10 protein-coding genes are annotated in these 15,618 nt (G+C 47.0%); 3 read left to right on the forward strand and 7 right to left on the reverse strand.

The genetic code is table 11. From position 1 onward, the window contains the following. Positions 1 to 11: 11 nt before the first annotated feature. The 4 genes from parE to D3795_RS05280 are packed head-to-tail and all read right to left on the reverse strand — an operon-like array spanning position 12 to position 3,585. Positions 12 to 1,904: a DNA topoisomerase IV subunit B gene (gene parE / locus D3795_RS05265; protein ID WP_156266850.1), complete on the reverse strand. Its 1,893-nt coding sequence runs from the start codon at positions 1,902 to 1,904 to the stop codon at positions 12 to 14. 56 nt (positions 1,905 to 1,960) lie between these two features. Then, complete coding sequence (locus tag D3795_RS05270; protein WP_156266852.1) at positions 1,961 to 2,539, reverse strand: YqiA/YcfP family alpha/beta fold hydrolase; 579 nt, start codon at positions 2,537 to 2,539, stop codon at positions 1,961 to 1,963. A 3-nt stretch (positions 2,540 to 2,542) separates the two neighbouring features. Continuing rightward, the gene (locus D3795_RS05275; RefSeq protein ID WP_156266854.1) at positions 2,543 to 2,983 is read right to left on the reverse strand and encodes a DUF1249 domain-containing protein; all 441 of its coding nucleotides are present in this window, start codon (positions 2,981 to 2,983) and stop codon (positions 2,543 to 2,545) included. After that, a complete protein-coding gene (locus D3795_RS05280; protein ID WP_156266856.1) occupies positions 2,980 to 3,585 on the reverse strand; it encodes an NUDIX domain-containing protein in 606 nt (201 codons plus the stop codon). The genes D3795_RS05275 and D3795_RS05280 overlap by 4 nt, the downstream gene beginning before the upstream one ends. Before the next feature lie 244 nt (positions 3,586 to 3,829). Between D3795_RS05280 and tolC the strand changes: the two genes are divergently transcribed. Beyond that, positions 3,830 to 5,191, forward strand: coding sequence for an outer membrane channel protein TolC (gene tolC / locus D3795_RS05285; RefSeq protein ID WP_156266858.1), 1,362 nt, complete (start codon positions 3,830 to 3,832; stop codon positions 5,189 to 5,191). After that, positions 5,184 to 6,113, forward strand: coding sequence for an LpxL/LpxP family Kdo(2)-lipid IV(A) lauroyl/palmitoleoyl acyltransferase (lpxL, locus tag D3795_RS05290; protein WP_156268976.1), 930 nt, complete (start codon positions 5,184 to 5,186; stop codon positions 6,111 to 6,113). Before tolC ends, lpxL begins: the two co-directional genes overlap by 8 nt. Here the strand turns inward: lpxL and glnE are convergent. Continuing rightward, positions 6,110 to 8,848 (reverse strand): bifunctional [glutamate--ammonia ligase]-adenylyl-L-tyrosine phosphorylase/[glutamate--ammonia-ligase] adenylyltransferase, encoded by a 2,739-nt coding sequence (glnE, locus tag D3795_RS05295; RefSeq protein ID WP_445936690.1) that lies wholly within the window; start codon positions 8,846 to 8,848, stop codon positions 6,110 to 6,112. The genes lpxL and glnE overlap by 4 nt on opposite strands. A gap of 2 nt (positions 8,849 to 8,850) precedes the next feature. Next, positions 8,851 to 10,341, reverse strand: a complete 1,491-nt coding sequence (locus D3795_RS05300; protein ID WP_156266862.1) for a CYTH domain-containing protein — start codon at positions 10,339 to 10,341, stop codon at positions 8,851 to 8,853. A gap of 228 nt (positions 10,342 to 10,569) precedes the next feature. Between D3795_RS05300 and putA the strand changes: the two genes are divergently transcribed. Further along, positions 10,570 to 13,737, forward strand: a complete 3,168-nt coding sequence (gene putA, locus D3795_RS05305; RefSeq protein ID WP_156266864.1) for a bifunctional proline dehydrogenase/L-glutamate gamma-semialdehyde dehydrogenase PutA — start codon at positions 10,570 to 10,572, stop codon at positions 13,735 to 13,737. Between the two features lie 42 nt (positions 13,738 to 13,779). On the opposite strand, the gene D3795_RS05310 is transcribed toward putA, so the two are convergent. Continuing rightward, positions 13,780 to 15,555, reverse strand: a complete 1,776-nt coding sequence (locus tag D3795_RS05310) for an acyl-CoA dehydrogenase C-terminal domain-containing protein (protein WP_156266866.1) — start codon at positions 15,553 to 15,555, stop codon at positions 13,780 to 13,782. Positions 15,556 to 15,618 lie beyond the last annotated feature (63 nt).

The raw sequence follows: 15,618 nt of genomic DNA on the forward strand, positions 1-15,618 counted from the left end.
AATAATTCTCCTTAAAGCTCGGCCAAGTCGACTAAGTTACCTTTACTTTCCAACCAGTCGCGACGGTCACCCGAACGTTTTTTGGCAAGTAGCATATCCATTAACTCTTCGGTCGCTTCAGGTTCATCAACGGTGAGTTGTACCAAGCGTCGAGTATTCGGATCCATGGTGGTTTCACGCAGTTGCAGCGGATTCATTTCACCCAAACCTTTAAAGCGCTGGACATTCACCTTGCCCTTCTTCTTCTCGGCTTCAATGCGGTCTAAAATGCCCTGCTTTTCCGCTTCATCGAGTGCGTAGAATACCTCTTTACCCACGTCCACCCGATACAACGGCGGCATAGCGACATACACATGACCATGATCAACGAGAGCGCGGAAGTGTTTCACGAACAATGCACATAACAACGTGGCAATGTGCAAACCATCCGAATCCGCATCGGCGAGTATACATACCTTGCCGTAACGGAGCTGTTCAAGGTCTTCCGAATTAGGGTCGACCCCTAGCGCCACAGAAATATCGTGAATTTCTTGTGAGCCGAGTATTTGATCGGATTCGACTTCCCAGGTATTTAGAATTTTTCCGCGTAATGGCATAACGGCTTGAAAGTCACGGTCGCGCGCTTGCTTTGCCGAGCCACCAGCCGAGTCACCTTCTACTAAGAATAGTTCACCACGCGCTGGATCTTGTGTCGCACAATCAGTCAATTTACCGGGCAATGCTGGACCTTGAGTAACTTTCTTTCGTACCACTTTTTTGCTGGCACGCATGCGGCGCTGAGCGTTGTTAATGCATAATTCAGCAAGCTGTTCTGCCTGCTCTGTATGCTCGTTCAGCCACAAACTAAACGCATCTTTCACCACGCCAGAAACAAATGCTGCACATTGTCGTGACGACAATCGCTCTTTGGTTTGCCCCGCGAACTGAGGATCTTGCATTTTCACCGACAATATATACGCACAGCGATCCCAGATATCTTCTGGGGTTAGTCTTACGCCACGCGGCAGCAGGTTGCGAAACTCACAAAATTCACGCATAGCATCAAGCAGGCCCTGACGTAAGCCATTCGCGTGCGTCCCCCCTTGCGGAGTAGGGATAAGGTTTACATAGCTTTCAGTGACGCTTTCACCACCTTCAGGAAGCCAAGTGACGGCCCAATCAACGGCTTCGTCATTACCCGCAAAGGCGCCAATAAATGGCTCTTCAGGAAGTGTCGGCAGTTCACGAACAGCTTCAACTAAGTAATCGCGCAGACCATCTTCGTAAAACCAAGTTTGCTCTTCATTATCGACAAGATTGCGAAAGGTAATTTTTAACCCTGGGCACAAAACTGCTTTCGCACGAAGTAAATGCGTTAATTTAAGTACTGAAAACTTAGGTGAGTCAAAATACTTAGGGTCTGGCCAAAATCGCAGATTCGTACCCGTATTGCGCTTGCCAACCGTACCTGTCACTTCCAATTCAGAAACTTTATCGCCGTTCTCAAAGGCCATCTGATAAACCTGGCCATCACGTTTAACGGTTACATCAACTCGTGTTGATAACGCGTTCACTACGGAGATACCTACCCCGTGTAACCCGCCCGAAAACTTGTAATTTTTATTAGAGAATTTACCACCAGCATGAAGCTTGGTCATGATCAGTTCCACCCCGGGAACACCTTCCTCAGGGTGAACATCAACGGGCATACCGCGACCATCATCTTGCACTTCTAATGACTGATCAGGGTGTAACGTCACCACCATTTCGCGTGCATGGCCAGCTAAAGCTTCATCAACACTATTGTCGATAACTTCTTGGCCTAAGTGGTTGGGGCGCGTGGTATCGGTGTACATTCCCGGTCTGCGACGGACCGGTTCGAGGCCATTGAGGACCTCTATCGCATCGGCTTTGTAATCTGACATGCGCTAATTTATCTCGTGTTGCACGGAATCGTTGTTATAGGAATGCCCATATACTGTTACAGGACGTCGAGAAACTCAAGCACAGCTGGCAAGTAGCGCGGAAAATCAACAAAACTGTGATCGCCACCCTGCTCAACGAGCATTCGCTGAGTTCGATAATAGTCTCGGGCGAGCCGATAATCCAAGCGTTCGTCACCAGCTTGTAGCAGCACCATCAACTCCACATCTTGCGAGAACTGCTGTTCAGCTGCAATCAAAATTTCGCGATCATGATAATCAAGTTGATAATGCTCGTTGGTATAAGGGTGAATGCGCTCAACTAACTCTTCTGGCATCCAACTGTATGGTTGCACTGCAGGATTTATCAAAACACCACGAACATGACGCTGGCGATGGCGCAATTGACTCACCACATAATGTGTCCAAAAGCCGCCCAGAGAGCTGCCCATTACCGCACTGATCGAGTGCTTGTCGATGAGGTCATCAAGTAGAGCACGTATATCCGCCATGCGTGATGGTTGTTGCGGCGCATATAGCGTATGGGCGCTGACGCCATGCTTTTTCAAATAGTCGTGAGTTTGAATGATTTTTAAACTGCCTGGCGAGCTTTCAAATCCGTGTAAATACAGCAACAAGGCTTAAACCTCCTGGAAATAGCCATTCGCTCGAATAAGTTGTAACCACTCTTGTAAAAAGTGATTCACTTGGTGTTTTTCATCAGCGTGATGCATGCTCGGATTTGGAACCTCGTAGCTTGCTTGTAGTCGAGAAACACCTTGGCTTCTGACTACTTCAGCAAGCTGAGCGTCATGGTAAAGACGCACATCTATCTGCGTTTCTCGTAATCCTGGCAACTGCTTCAACAATGCCTGTTGTTCAATTCTTACTTCGGTTGTGTACGGCGCCGTTTCTAGCACAGTCACGGCAAAGCGTAATTGTTGACCAACTTTGATGATTTTCGAACCTGATTGCTTCACACCAGCAATCATTGGGCGCAGCGCAGCATAGTTGATTGCCGCCAGCCGTTGGAGGGCTGCGAGATCAAACTTATAGCGCTTTCGAATAACATCAGTTGTCATAAATCCTCGAATTGACGTTTATGTAATTGCAACCATTGTAGCCCAATCACACTCGCCGCATTGTTAATTTTTCCCGCTTCTAACAACTGCACAACGTCGCCGTATGGCAACACATGTACGCGAATATCCTCATTTTCTGTTGCCAAACCCGCATGTCGCGCAGCTTTATCGCTATCTACTAGGGCAATATAAATTGAAATTTTTTCGGTACAGCCACCAGGTGTGGATAGATAAGTAAGCGCGTAATGTAAGCTCGTCGTGGTCAAGCCAGCTTCTTCTTCAAGTTCACGGTGCGCGACCTGTTCGGCTGTTTCATCATGACTATCGTACATTCCTGCAACAAACTCGAGTAGCCATGGCGACGCATTATCATCTAGCGCCCCAACTCGAAACTGTTCCAATACAACTAATGCATCTTTGCGTGGATCATAGGGCAGTACCACTACCGCATGACCACGCTCCATGACCTCACGTTCGAACACCGGTGACCACTCACCTTCAAATAGTCGATGCTGCAATCGCAATTTATAGACACTAAGAAAACCCTCACGAATTGGTGTTTTCTCAATAATTTTTACGTCATTTTGATTAAATTTTTGCACAAGCAACCTTTTCTCGTTGTTTAACGTCTTATGTACTCGACTGAACGCGAAATTGATTTACAACAATTGTAAAAAAAACCATCTTTGGCACATAATTAGTTACACTTGAAGCCATTCTGTTGCAACTGGCACCATGCATTTTAATTCGTTTAAAAGTAAACTAGTAAACATTCACGAGTGTATGTAAAATAGCAGCCAGTTTTTTGGCAAGATGATGCTTTCAAATAATTAGGACACCCTATCCATGAAAAAGCACGTACTATCAGTTTTAGTTGGCTTAACGTTCAGCGCGACGACCAGCGTCGCCTACGCCGACGACCTTGCACAAGTATTCCAACTTGCATTGCAAAATGATCCAACTTTACAACAAGTTGATGCGCAGCGCCGCGCAGCTCAAAAAGGTATCGACATCACCAAATCGGCATTTTGGCCACAAGTCAATCTTTCTGCTGGATATTCACGTTCAGAATCAGAGAGTGCGACTTACGATTCAGTTGCACAAAGTTTTATTGTGATCGACAGTGAAAACCGCGGTTGGAATGCCGGCCTTAATTTAAGCCAAACCGTGTTCGATATGAACGTATGGGATCGCGCTGAATTAAGTGAGAAGCAAGCATATCAAGCTGAAGTAAATTACTTAAGTGTGCGTCAGCAATTAATGATTCGTGTAGTGAATGCCTACTTCACGGTACTTGAACGTCAAGACGACCTTGAGTTTGCGACGGCAGAGAAAAAGGCGATTTCACGTCAACTTGAGCAAACCAAACAACGTTTTTCAGTTGGTTTAACTGCAATCACCGATGTACACGAAGCGCAAGCTCAGTATGACACCTCTGTAGCAGCTGAAATCCAAGCGAAGAATGCGGTTGAGATTGCACAAGAATCATTGCGTGAAATCACTGGTCGATATCATGAAGAATTAGCTCAATTGAATACTGACACGTTTTCACCTGAGAGCCCAGCGCCAGCAGATGCGATGCAATGGGTGAAAATAGCTGAAGATAAAAATTTGCAGTTGTTGGTTCAACGCGTCTCAGTAGAAATTGCTGAGCAGCAAATTGATTTAGCCCGTAACGGTCATTTACCAACCGTATCGTTGAACGGTTCATATTCTACTCGTGATACCACCACAACGGCACGCGGCAACGAAATTAATATGCCACGTATGGATTCAAACTCGATTGGCTTGTCATTGAATGTGCCGCTTTTTACAGGCTTCCGGACGTCTTCTGAAGTCGACCAAGCTCGCGAAAACTATGTTGCATCAAGCCAAGAACTTGAAGGCGTTCGTCGTAGTGTTGAACGACAAGTTCGCAATGCATATTACGATGTCGTTGCTTCGCAAGCCACTATCCGTGCATTTGAACAAGCTGTCGTTTCAGCTGAGAGCGCATTGAAAGCCACGCAAACTGGTTTTGAAGTTGGTACCCGCACAATTGTTGACGTGCTAAATAGTACCCGCAACCTGTACAACGCCCGTCGTAACTTATCGAGCGCTCGTTATGGATACATTCGTCAGTATTTGACTCTGAGACAAGCTTCAGGTCAGATCAGCGAACAAGATTTGGTAGCCATTAACGCAAGCTTGATTAATGAAAATAATTGAAAAACCGCACTTTGAGCCACGTTTTTTATTACCGAAATATTGGTTAACGTGGCTTAGCGTCGGCATTCTCTACACCATTTCCTGGCTGCCATACCGTTGGCAGTTGGGAATGGGTAGAGGTTTGGGTCGACTATTTTATCGATTTGTTCCTCGCCGCGCTGGCATAGCTCGCCGTAATCTTGAGCTATGTTTTCCTGATATGTCTTCCAATGACATTGAATCCTTAGTTAAGAAGAACATGCAAAACACCGGTATCGCCTTTTTCGAAACCGGGATGGCATGGTGGTGGCCAGATTGGCGTATTCGCCGCAAGTTACACATTCACGGTGAAGAACATCTACATGCCGCTCAAAAGGACGGCAAAGGTGTTTTGCTGTTGCTATTCCATTTCTTAAGTCTAGAGGTTCATGCCAGACTGCAGGGTTTTGTAAAGCCTGCAGTAGGCCTTTATCGGCCGCATAACAACGCAGTTATGGAGTATCTACAAACCATAGGCCGTGGTCGCTCAAATAAATATTTGATTCCGCGCACCGACGTGCGCAGCATGCTCCAAGCTCTTGACCAAGGTGAAATTGCAGGTTACTTGCCAGATCAGGATTATGGTCGTAAACGCACTGTATTTGCACCATTATTCGCCGTGGAGAAGGCCAGCACCACTACCGGCACTTTATTATTTGCGGGCAATGCAAATTGCGCGGTATTACCGGTAACCTGTTTTCGACGTGATGATGGCAGCGGATACGATATGACGTTTTATCCAGAGTTTGAGAATTTCCCAACTGGAGACGATGTCGATGATGTGACTCGAGTAAACCATATGATTGAGTTTGCTATTCAGCAAAAACCTGAGCAATACATGTGGATACACCGACGCTTTAAAACACGACCGAACGAAAGCGACCCAGATCTTTATAAAGGTTAATCGGTTAGCCAGTATCGCCATGCTTCAATAACAGTATGGCGATATTCTTCTAAATTCATCCGCGTAACATTACCTCGGTCATCAAGCGCTAATTGATGAATTACTTCACGTTCAGAAATATAAGCTTTCATTAACTCTTCTGCGTTTTCGGTACTCATCAATCCGACCTGCGCTGCCCCTTCTAATATACGAATATTGTCGGTAAACTCAGTTAACTTCGGATGTTCTGGAGCGAAACGTAACACTAAATACTGAACCAAAAATTCCAAATCAGTGATACCGCCCTCGCCCTGCTTAACGTCAAACTCCTGACCTTCTACTTTTGCTTGCAAGTGCTCGCGCATTTTTTCTCGCATGCTAAGTACTTGCGTTCTCAGCTCTGCTTCATCGCGAGTTTGGCATAGTTGCTGCTGACGTATGTCGATTAACTTCTGGCACAACTCAGGACTACCGAAAACTGGCCGAGCTCGGACTAAGGCTTGTAGCTCCCACGTCCACGCATCTTCACGCAGATAACTAGCAAACGTATCCAAACGGGAGACTAGCAAACCGGCTTTACCGGAAGGTCGCAATCGCATGTCAACTTCGTACAGGGTACCGACTACTGTTCGGGTGGTGAACAAATGCAATATACGCTGTGCTAAACGCAGATAAAACTGCTGAACCTCAAGAACTTTGGAGCCGTCGGTTTCGCCTGAATAATCTGAATCGGTAATAAATACTAAGTCTAAATCAGAACCATACCCGAGTTCCAAGCCCCCGAGCTTGCCATAAGCCATCACGGCAAACCCCATATTGTCGATATCACGACCAGGAGGTACGCCGTGTTTCTCAGCTAGCTGAAACCACGCTAAACGCACGACCTTGGCAATAATCGCTTCAGCAAGATAACTCAAGTGATCACTGACCTTCATGAGTGGTAATGCACCGCTGATATCAGCAGCAGCAACTTTCAGTTGCAATACTTGACGAGCCTGACGTAACGCATCCATTTGCGCTTCCAAATCTTGTTCTGGCAGCCGCAATAAGAACTCGTCCAGTAATGATGGATAATCTTCCAATTTCGGTAATTGATATAGATGTTGCGGATCTATCAACTCGTCCAGCAATAACGGATACAAAGCAAGTTGTTGGGTCAACCACGAGCTTGCCCGGCACAACTTAATAAGCTGTTCGCGTGCGCCACTGTTTTCCACTAAAAGTTCAACATAGGCGGTACGCGTCATAATTTTTCGCAACACTTGAAACACGCGCTCGAGCACTGAATCGGAATCAGCGAATTGCACAATTCGTTCGAGTAGCAATGGTACTAAGCGTGCCATGGCCTTACGTCCGCGAGGGCCTGAACCGCGTTTGCGTACCTCCATGCGTAACTGGTTAACTTGCTGCCAAATGAGTTGTGCAGTGGCCTTTGCAAGCCCTACATCGACAAGAACATCCACCGCAGTGTCATCTTCAATCATATCCTGCCACAGCAGTTGTAGTTCCCCAGCTTCTTCATCCTCAGCATCCGGATCACCGATAACTTGACGGAAGTGCTCATGAACTCTCGCCATAGTACTCTTAATTAACTCATCTACTTCGTGCCAAGGTTGTTGATAGGCGAGACTTATACGCTCTTGCAATGACGCTTCGATAGGTAAGGTTTGCGTTTGCTCATCATTGAGTTGTTGGAGCACATGCTCCATTTTGCGCAACACACCATAACACTCGAGCAGCTCATCAACTGACGCCTGTGGTAGCAGCCCCAGTTCGCCGATGGCCTGATAAGCTTGATAAATGGACTGAGTCTGTAATTGTCTTTGCTGACCACCGCGTATGAGCTGGAAAGCCTGAGCAATAAACTCGATTTCACGAATGCCTCCGGGCCCCAGCTTGATGTTACGTTCGAGCCCCTTTCGCCGCGTTTCTTGCGTTATTAAGCTCTTCATTTTACGCAATGCATCAATTGCGGAAAAATCGATATAACGTCGATAAACAAATGGCCGAAGTAAGGCTGAAAGTTGCTGCTGATAATTTGCATCAGCACCGATAATTCGGGCCTTCACCATGGCATAGCGTTCCCAATCTCGTCCTTGTTCTTGATAGTAATATTCAAGAGCCGATAAGCTAGCGACGACAGGACCTGATTGACCGAATGGCCGAAGCCTCAAGTCAACACGGAAAACCCGTCCATCCACGGTGATTTGATCCAGCATGCTGACTAAACCTTGGGCAAGTCTGGTGAAAAACACACTGTTCTCGATAGGTTTGCGCGGATGGTCTGTTTCACCTTGCTCTGGATAGCAAAATATGAGGTCAATATCGGATGAAAAATTGAGTTCACCGCCACCCAATTTGCCCATACCTATAACTAATAGCGGAAGCGCGTCGCCATGCTCGTCGCGCGGCTTACCAAAGCGTTCGCAAAATCGCGGATACAGCCATGCTAATGAACAACTAATAAACGCATCAGCCGTTGCGGTAATGTGCGCTAATACATCTTCTAACGGTATTTGTTGCAATAAGTCAGCTGCTGCAATGCTGGCGTACCATCGCTGGCGTAACTGCCGCACCACTTTATTGGCTTCGGTCTCATTTGTGCAGCACGCTAGGCTGGCATTCAACTTGCGTTGATAGTCGCTCGGTTGAGGCAGAACAACTTGCTCACCGTGCCACTCAATAGCATCGGGTTGCTGCTCTATAACGCGAGCAACAAACTCACTAATTGACGTTACTCGCGTCAGCACATTCACAATTACAGTATCCAATACGGCTCTTGTTTCAGAGCTGCTCTGCGTGAACGCTCTAAAGCGTAAAGAAGTGACTCAAGTTGAACTTCTTGCCAACTGAGCAGTTTTTCCGTGTTGATGTCATCGGTGTCTTTGATGGCTTCACGCAAGAGCTTCAATGCCATGATTTCTCGAATTCCTCGCATCATGTCTTGCCAGGGCGCACGAAAACTTTCACGATCATCTGCATCGAACAAATAACCAACACAGTAGCCCAATTGCAGCGAGCTTTGTAACTGCGGTAGGAGTTTTAAATACTGATCCGCGCGCATCTCCTCATGACGGGTAAACGCTTCGACAACCTGTTGCCAGTCTTCCCTTAACCGCTGCGCTGCCCACTGTTTTAGTGGCAGCTGAGTTAATTGCTCATGACGAGGTTGTTGTGCACAAAGCTCACCAAGCTCAAATAAGGTCAATTGATAATCATCGCGCTTGCTTAAATTAATAACTAGCTCAAGTTGAACCGCATGTTCTTGCTGCTCGAGAATCTCATCATACAATTTTTGATTTTGCTCTAATGCACGGTGATACGCTCCGTCTTGAGCTGTCAATTCGTTGAGTCCATCATACCGGCTGAGCCATCCAAGGTGTCCCAACATTTGCTCGAGACGCACGATATGATCGCTGACATCAATTTCAAACAGTGCCAACTGCTGCAGAACTACTTTACACAAGCGAATACCATCGGTAATACCAGCCACCGCACGTACACTAGGTTGTTCGTTCAAACAGGCATCATTGTGCTGCCAATATTGCAGTGCATAGGCAAGCGCGCGATAAAGACCGCTGCCGGCATCATCGGTCGGTTGTTGGCGAACAAAGTGTGCATGGGTAAATGGCTCGAGAACTGATTTTTCTGCCAACAAATAACCGCGAGCAGCTTTACTTAAACTACCAACGCGGGCGTTAACCCGAGTTATAAATCGTCTTGCAAGCTTATAAGCTTGAGCAATATCGCCACCTTGAACCTCAAGTTCAATTTCACAAATTGCTCGAGTTTTATCGTTTGCGATAACCTGCCCTTCATCGAAAACAAGTTCGATAACGCCATCACCGCTTGTTATTTGCCAACGATGCCGCGTGAAGTCGGTACGAAATATTTCGGTGAGTTCTCGCTGAACATCAAACACCGGGAATTCGTCCGGCCAAATATCTTCTTCAAACAACGTTAAGTCGGGTTGGTCTCGTGTCACCACAACATTGTATTCAGGTCGAGAATGCATACCACCAAGCACTTCACCTGACAATTTAATGGTTTGCTCGCGCTCATCGCCACGACGGCGAATACGTAAACCAATGTCGTGTTGACGCAACTGCAGGTCTGGCGTATCGAAATACGCATTACTTAATTCCAGTTGGCTCGGTTGCGCGTCTTTAGCTAGTTGTTGGCATAATGCCAAAACCGCATCTCGCTTAGCTGGTTCTACCAGTAACTTTAGTTCTATTTCTTGACTCACGAGTGGTCTCTTACACGTTGATTTTGCTTGTTTCATACGGTACTCGTACTCATTGTGCGGGTCAACTTAAATGGGCTTGACAGCGGTGTTTAAAAAATGCACCGTGGGCGCGATTTAAAGATTAAAAAAAATCTGATCAGACTAGGCTTTACGCGCGCCAAAAAAGTCATATACTGGCGCCCGAAATATGTCACCGCCAGCCTTGGGCTGAGTCCAACAGGAGATGCTATGTTCAAAGCGAGTGAAGTACTTGCGGCTCAGTATACCGGCGCCGACCTTGGTCGACTCCAAAAAGCAATAACTGCCAACTACTTAGTAGATGAAGATGCTTATTTGCGTGAGCTTTTGCCTTTAGTGCCTCAAGAAAATTCAAATCTTGATGCGGTTACTCAGGCAGCAACTGATTTAGTAAATAGAGTTCGCGACCGTGCTGATGGCGGTGGCGTTGATGCGTTCTTGCAAGAATACAGTCTTGATACCAAAGAAGGCATTATTTTGATGTGTCTTGCCGAAGCATTGCTGCGCATTCCAGACGCAACGACAGCCGATGCGCTCATTCAAGATCGTTTATCTGGCGGTGACTGGCAGAAACACATGGGGCAAAGCGCTTCTTGGCTGGTCAATAGCGGCACGTGGGGCTTGGCTTTAACTAATTCGATGATTAACCCAACCGGTCAACCTATGGAAACGCCGCATGGGGTGTTCCGTCGTATGGTTCGCCGTTTGAGTTCGCCTGTCGTGCGCAAAGCAACCTATGCAGCTATGCGCATCATGGGAACGCAATTTGTTTTGGGCCGCACTATTCAAGAGGCGCTCAAAAACAGCCGTAACAATCGCGATAAAGGTTATACCCATTCTTACGACATGCTAGGCGAAGCAGCGTTAACGATGGCCGATGCGCGTCGTTATCACGCTGACTATGTCAACTCAATCAAAGTGGTTGGAAAAGAGAACTTCAATAACCCAAATGCACCGCGACCGACAATTTCAATTAAACTGTCTGCGTTACATCCACGTTACGAGGTGGCCAACCACGAACGTGTACTTACTGAACTCGCTTCAAGCTTAACTGAACTGGTGAAGCTTGCGAAAGAAGCCGATGTTGGCGTCAGCATTGACGCTGAAGAGATGGATCGCTTAGAACTCTCACTCGAGCTATTCGAAAAAGTTTATCGCAGCGGCGTGTGTAAAGGGTGGCCGCGTTTCGGTTTAGTTGTTCAAGCCTATTCGAAGCGTGCTTTGCCGGTGTTGTGCTGGGTAACTGCTTTGGCTCGCGAATGCGGTGATGAAATTCCAGTACGCCTCGTAAAAGGTGCATACTGGGATACCGAAATTAAGCTATGCCAAGTGAACGGCTTAGAAGGCTATCCAGTCTATACCCGCAAAGCGAATACCGATGTGTCTTATCTAGCTTGTGCTCACTATTTAATGAGTGCGGCAACGGATGGCGCAATCTATCCGCAGTTTGCAACCCACAATGCGCAAACCGTGGTTGCTATTCGTGAGTTGAATAAGAAGTACCAACGTCGCATTGAGTTCCAACGTCTGCATGGTATGGGTGATGATCTCTACGACACCTTACTTGAGCAAGATCCAAAGGTAACGGTTCGTATCTATGCACCAGTAGGCGCTCACAAAGATTTACTGCCATATTTGGTTCGCCGCTTACTTGAAAACGGCGCAAATACATCGTTTGTACATAAGTTAGTGGACCCTGAAACGCCGGTAGCCGAGCTCACTGAGCATCCGCTACGTACCATGCTGAAACATGAGCATTTCGCAAACCATAAGATTCCATTACCGACGCAGATTTTCAGCGATCGGAAAAACTCGTTAGGATTGAATATGAACATTCACTCGCAAGCTGATGATTTTATCAACGCCGTTCATCAATATCGTGATAAGCAATGGCAAGGTGGCCCGATTGTTAATGGTGATGTAGTTGATGCACACCACCGCGTTGCTATTCACAGTCCACAGAACACTAGTCAGCAAATTGGTACCATTTGTTGGGGTGACAAAGCATTAGCTGAGCAAGCATTACAAAGTGCTAATGCAGCTTATCGCCGCTGGCGCGACACAGACGTTGAAGTGCGAGCATCGGCGCTTGAGAAATTGGCAGATTTGATGGAAGCCAATCGTAATGAACTGATTGCTCTGTGTACCATGGAAGCTGGTAAGAGCTTACAAGATGGTATCGATGAAGTTCGCGAAGCAGTGGACTTCTGCCGCTATTATGCGCAGCAAGCACGCGAACTGATGGGCGACGGCACGACATTGCCAGGGCCAACCGGCGAAACGAATGAACTGTTCTTGCAAGGCCGCGGTACCTTTATCTGTATTAGCCCTTGGAACTTCCCTCTCGCAATCTTTATGGGACAAGTTGCAGCAGCTTTAGTTACTGGTAACTGCGTGATTGCAAAACCAGCTGAACAAACCGGTTTAATAGCCTTCCGCGCTGTTCAATTGGCATTAGAGGCCGGTATTCCGGGTGACGTATTACATTACATGCCAGGCAGCGGTGCTGAAGTTGGTAGTTTCTTGGTGTCACAAGAAGATATCGGCGGCGTGTGCTTTACCGGCTCAACGTACACGGCACAATCTATTAATCGTGCTTTGGCGGCTCGCACAGGTGCAATTGTGCCATTGGTTGCAGAAACGGGTGGGCAAAATGCGATGTTGATCGATTCAACAGCCCTGCCAGAACAAGCGGTTACCGACATCGTTGCCAGCGCATTTAAGAGTGCCGGTCAACGTTGTTCAGCACTTCGTGTGTTGTTTGTTCAAGACGATATCGCTGACCGCGTGATTGATTTGCTCAAAGGCGCAATGGCTGAACTGAAGGTGGGTGACCCAATGTTGCATGAAACCGACGTTGGCCCAGTTATTGATGGTGTCGCGAAAAGTAACCTTGAGCAACACATCAATGATATTTCACAAGCAGGTCGCTTAATCGCTCGAGCTCCAATGCCGGAGTATACCAATGGCGGTACTTTTGTGGCGCCAACGGCGATTGAAATCGATAGCATTAATCAGCTAGTTAAAGAAAACTTCGGTCCAATTTTGCACGTTATTCGCTACAAAACGAGCGAGCTTGACCAAGTTATTGATAGCATTAACGGCACTGGTTTCGGCTTAACATTCGGTATTCATAGCCGCAATGAAACCTTTGCAGCAGATATCGCACGTCGCATTGACGTGGGTAACGTGTACATTAACCGAAATCAGATTGGTGCTGTGGTTGGCGTACAACCGTTTGGTGGTCGTGGTATGTCTGGTACTGGTCCGAAAGCCGGTGGTCCACACTACTTAACACGCTTTGTAACTGAAAAAACACGCACCAATAACATTACTGCGGTTGGTGGAAACGCAACCCTGTTGTCGCTAGGTGACTAGCGACAACACGACATTGCATTGAGAACACAATAAAGTGGGCGACTAAAATTCGCCCACTTCGTGTTCATAAAGACTTTCACTGCCGTCCTCAATGGCACCAATCAAGCCGTGAATACGCGGTAAGATACGAGCCATATAGAATTTCGCTGTCTTCACTTTACTGGCCAAATACGGGCGATCATCAACTAATGGTTGCGCTACTTTTGCCATACGTAACCACATATAGGCAAATGCCACATAACCTACCAAATTCAAGTACTCAACGGCGACGCTATTGATGATGTTTTCATCGTGAGTAACGCGTTCAAGCACGTGTCTGGTAACCTTATCAACGAGCTGTGTCGCTTCCGCAAGTTGTTGATACTCTTTTTCTAAACCTACCTGAGGCTCAGCCAATAATGATTGAATATCTTCTAGTAATGGTTTCAGTAGCTCACCGCGCGAACCTGCAACTTTACGACCGAGTAAATCGAGCGCTTGAATACCGTTAGTACCCTCGTAAATTTGTGCAATACGAGCGTCTCGAACTAGCTGCTCTTGTCCCCACTCACGAATAAATCCGTGGCCACCAAATACTTGCTGACCAATCACTGTGGCTTCAAAACCGGTATCGGTTAAAAACGCTTTGGCTACCGGCGTAAGTAATTGAACCAAGGCTTCAGCTCGAGCCTTCTGCTGCGGCTCTTGGGCGTATTTTGCAATATCTAGCTGCTGCCCAACGTAGGTTGAAAATGCTCGACCGCCTTCCACAAAAGCTTTCATGGTCAACAACATGCGACGAACATCACCGTGTACAATGAGTGGATCAGCTTCTTTATCAAGTTCACGCGTTGCTTTCGCACCGCGCCCTTGAATACGGTCTTGCGCATAGTCTAAAGCATTCTGATACGAACGTGCAGCCGCTCCTAAGCCTTGAATACCAACCCCAAGACGTTCGTAGTTCATCATAGTAAACATGGCTGGGAGGCCTTTATGAGGCTCACCGACTAACCAGCCCTTAGCGCCATCAAAGTTAAGAACACAGGTAGCTGAAGCATGTATTCCCATTTTGTGTTCAATCGAGCCGCAGTTAACGCCGTTACGCTCAGAAACGTTTCCGTCTGTATCAACGAGAAACTTCGGTACCAAGAACAAACTGATACCTTTACTGCCCGCCGGCGCATCAGGTAACTTCGCAAGCACTAAGTGGATAATATTTTCGGCTAGATCATGCTCACCGCCGGTGATAAAGATTTTGGTGCCCGAAATAGCAAAGCTGCCATCGTTATTCGGCACCGCTTTTGAGCGAATAATACCTAAATCAGTTCCGGCATGTGGTTCAGTTAAACACATGGAACCCGTCCACTGCCCAGCAATCATTTTCTCAAGATAAGTTGCTTTTAAGGTGTCATCAGCGTGCTGGTCGATGGTCATGATCGCGCCAGCCGTCAGGCCTGGATACAAAGAAAATGAAATATCCGCTGCGCATAGCATTTCTTCGTACTGAGCGGATACGCTTTTTGGTAATCCCATGCCGCCAAATTCTGGATTTGCAGTAACGCCGACCCACCCGCCTTCTGCAAGTTGCTTAAAGTTCTCTTTGTAACCTTTTGGAGTGGTCACCGTACCATTATCAAATGACACGCCTTCTTCGTCAGCGGCACGTGCGTTCGGCGCTATCAATGTCTCCGCGAGCTTTGCACCTTCATCAATAATTGCAACAACGGTGTCAATATCTAACTCCGCGAGCTCGCCAAACTGCGCCCAATCTTTATCAACTTCGAAAACGTCTTGCAGCATAAACTGCATATCTTCACGTGGAACACGATAATCCGCCATAACAACACCTCTTCGCTGACGATGATTTCACGGTGAAATCAAACAGTAGATTTAAACAGGTGT

The organism is Pseudidiomarina andamanensis (assembly GCF_009734345.1).
GTDB lineage: Bacteria > Pseudomonadota > Gammaproteobacteria > Enterobacterales > Alteromonadaceae > Pseudidiomarina > Pseudidiomarina andamanensis.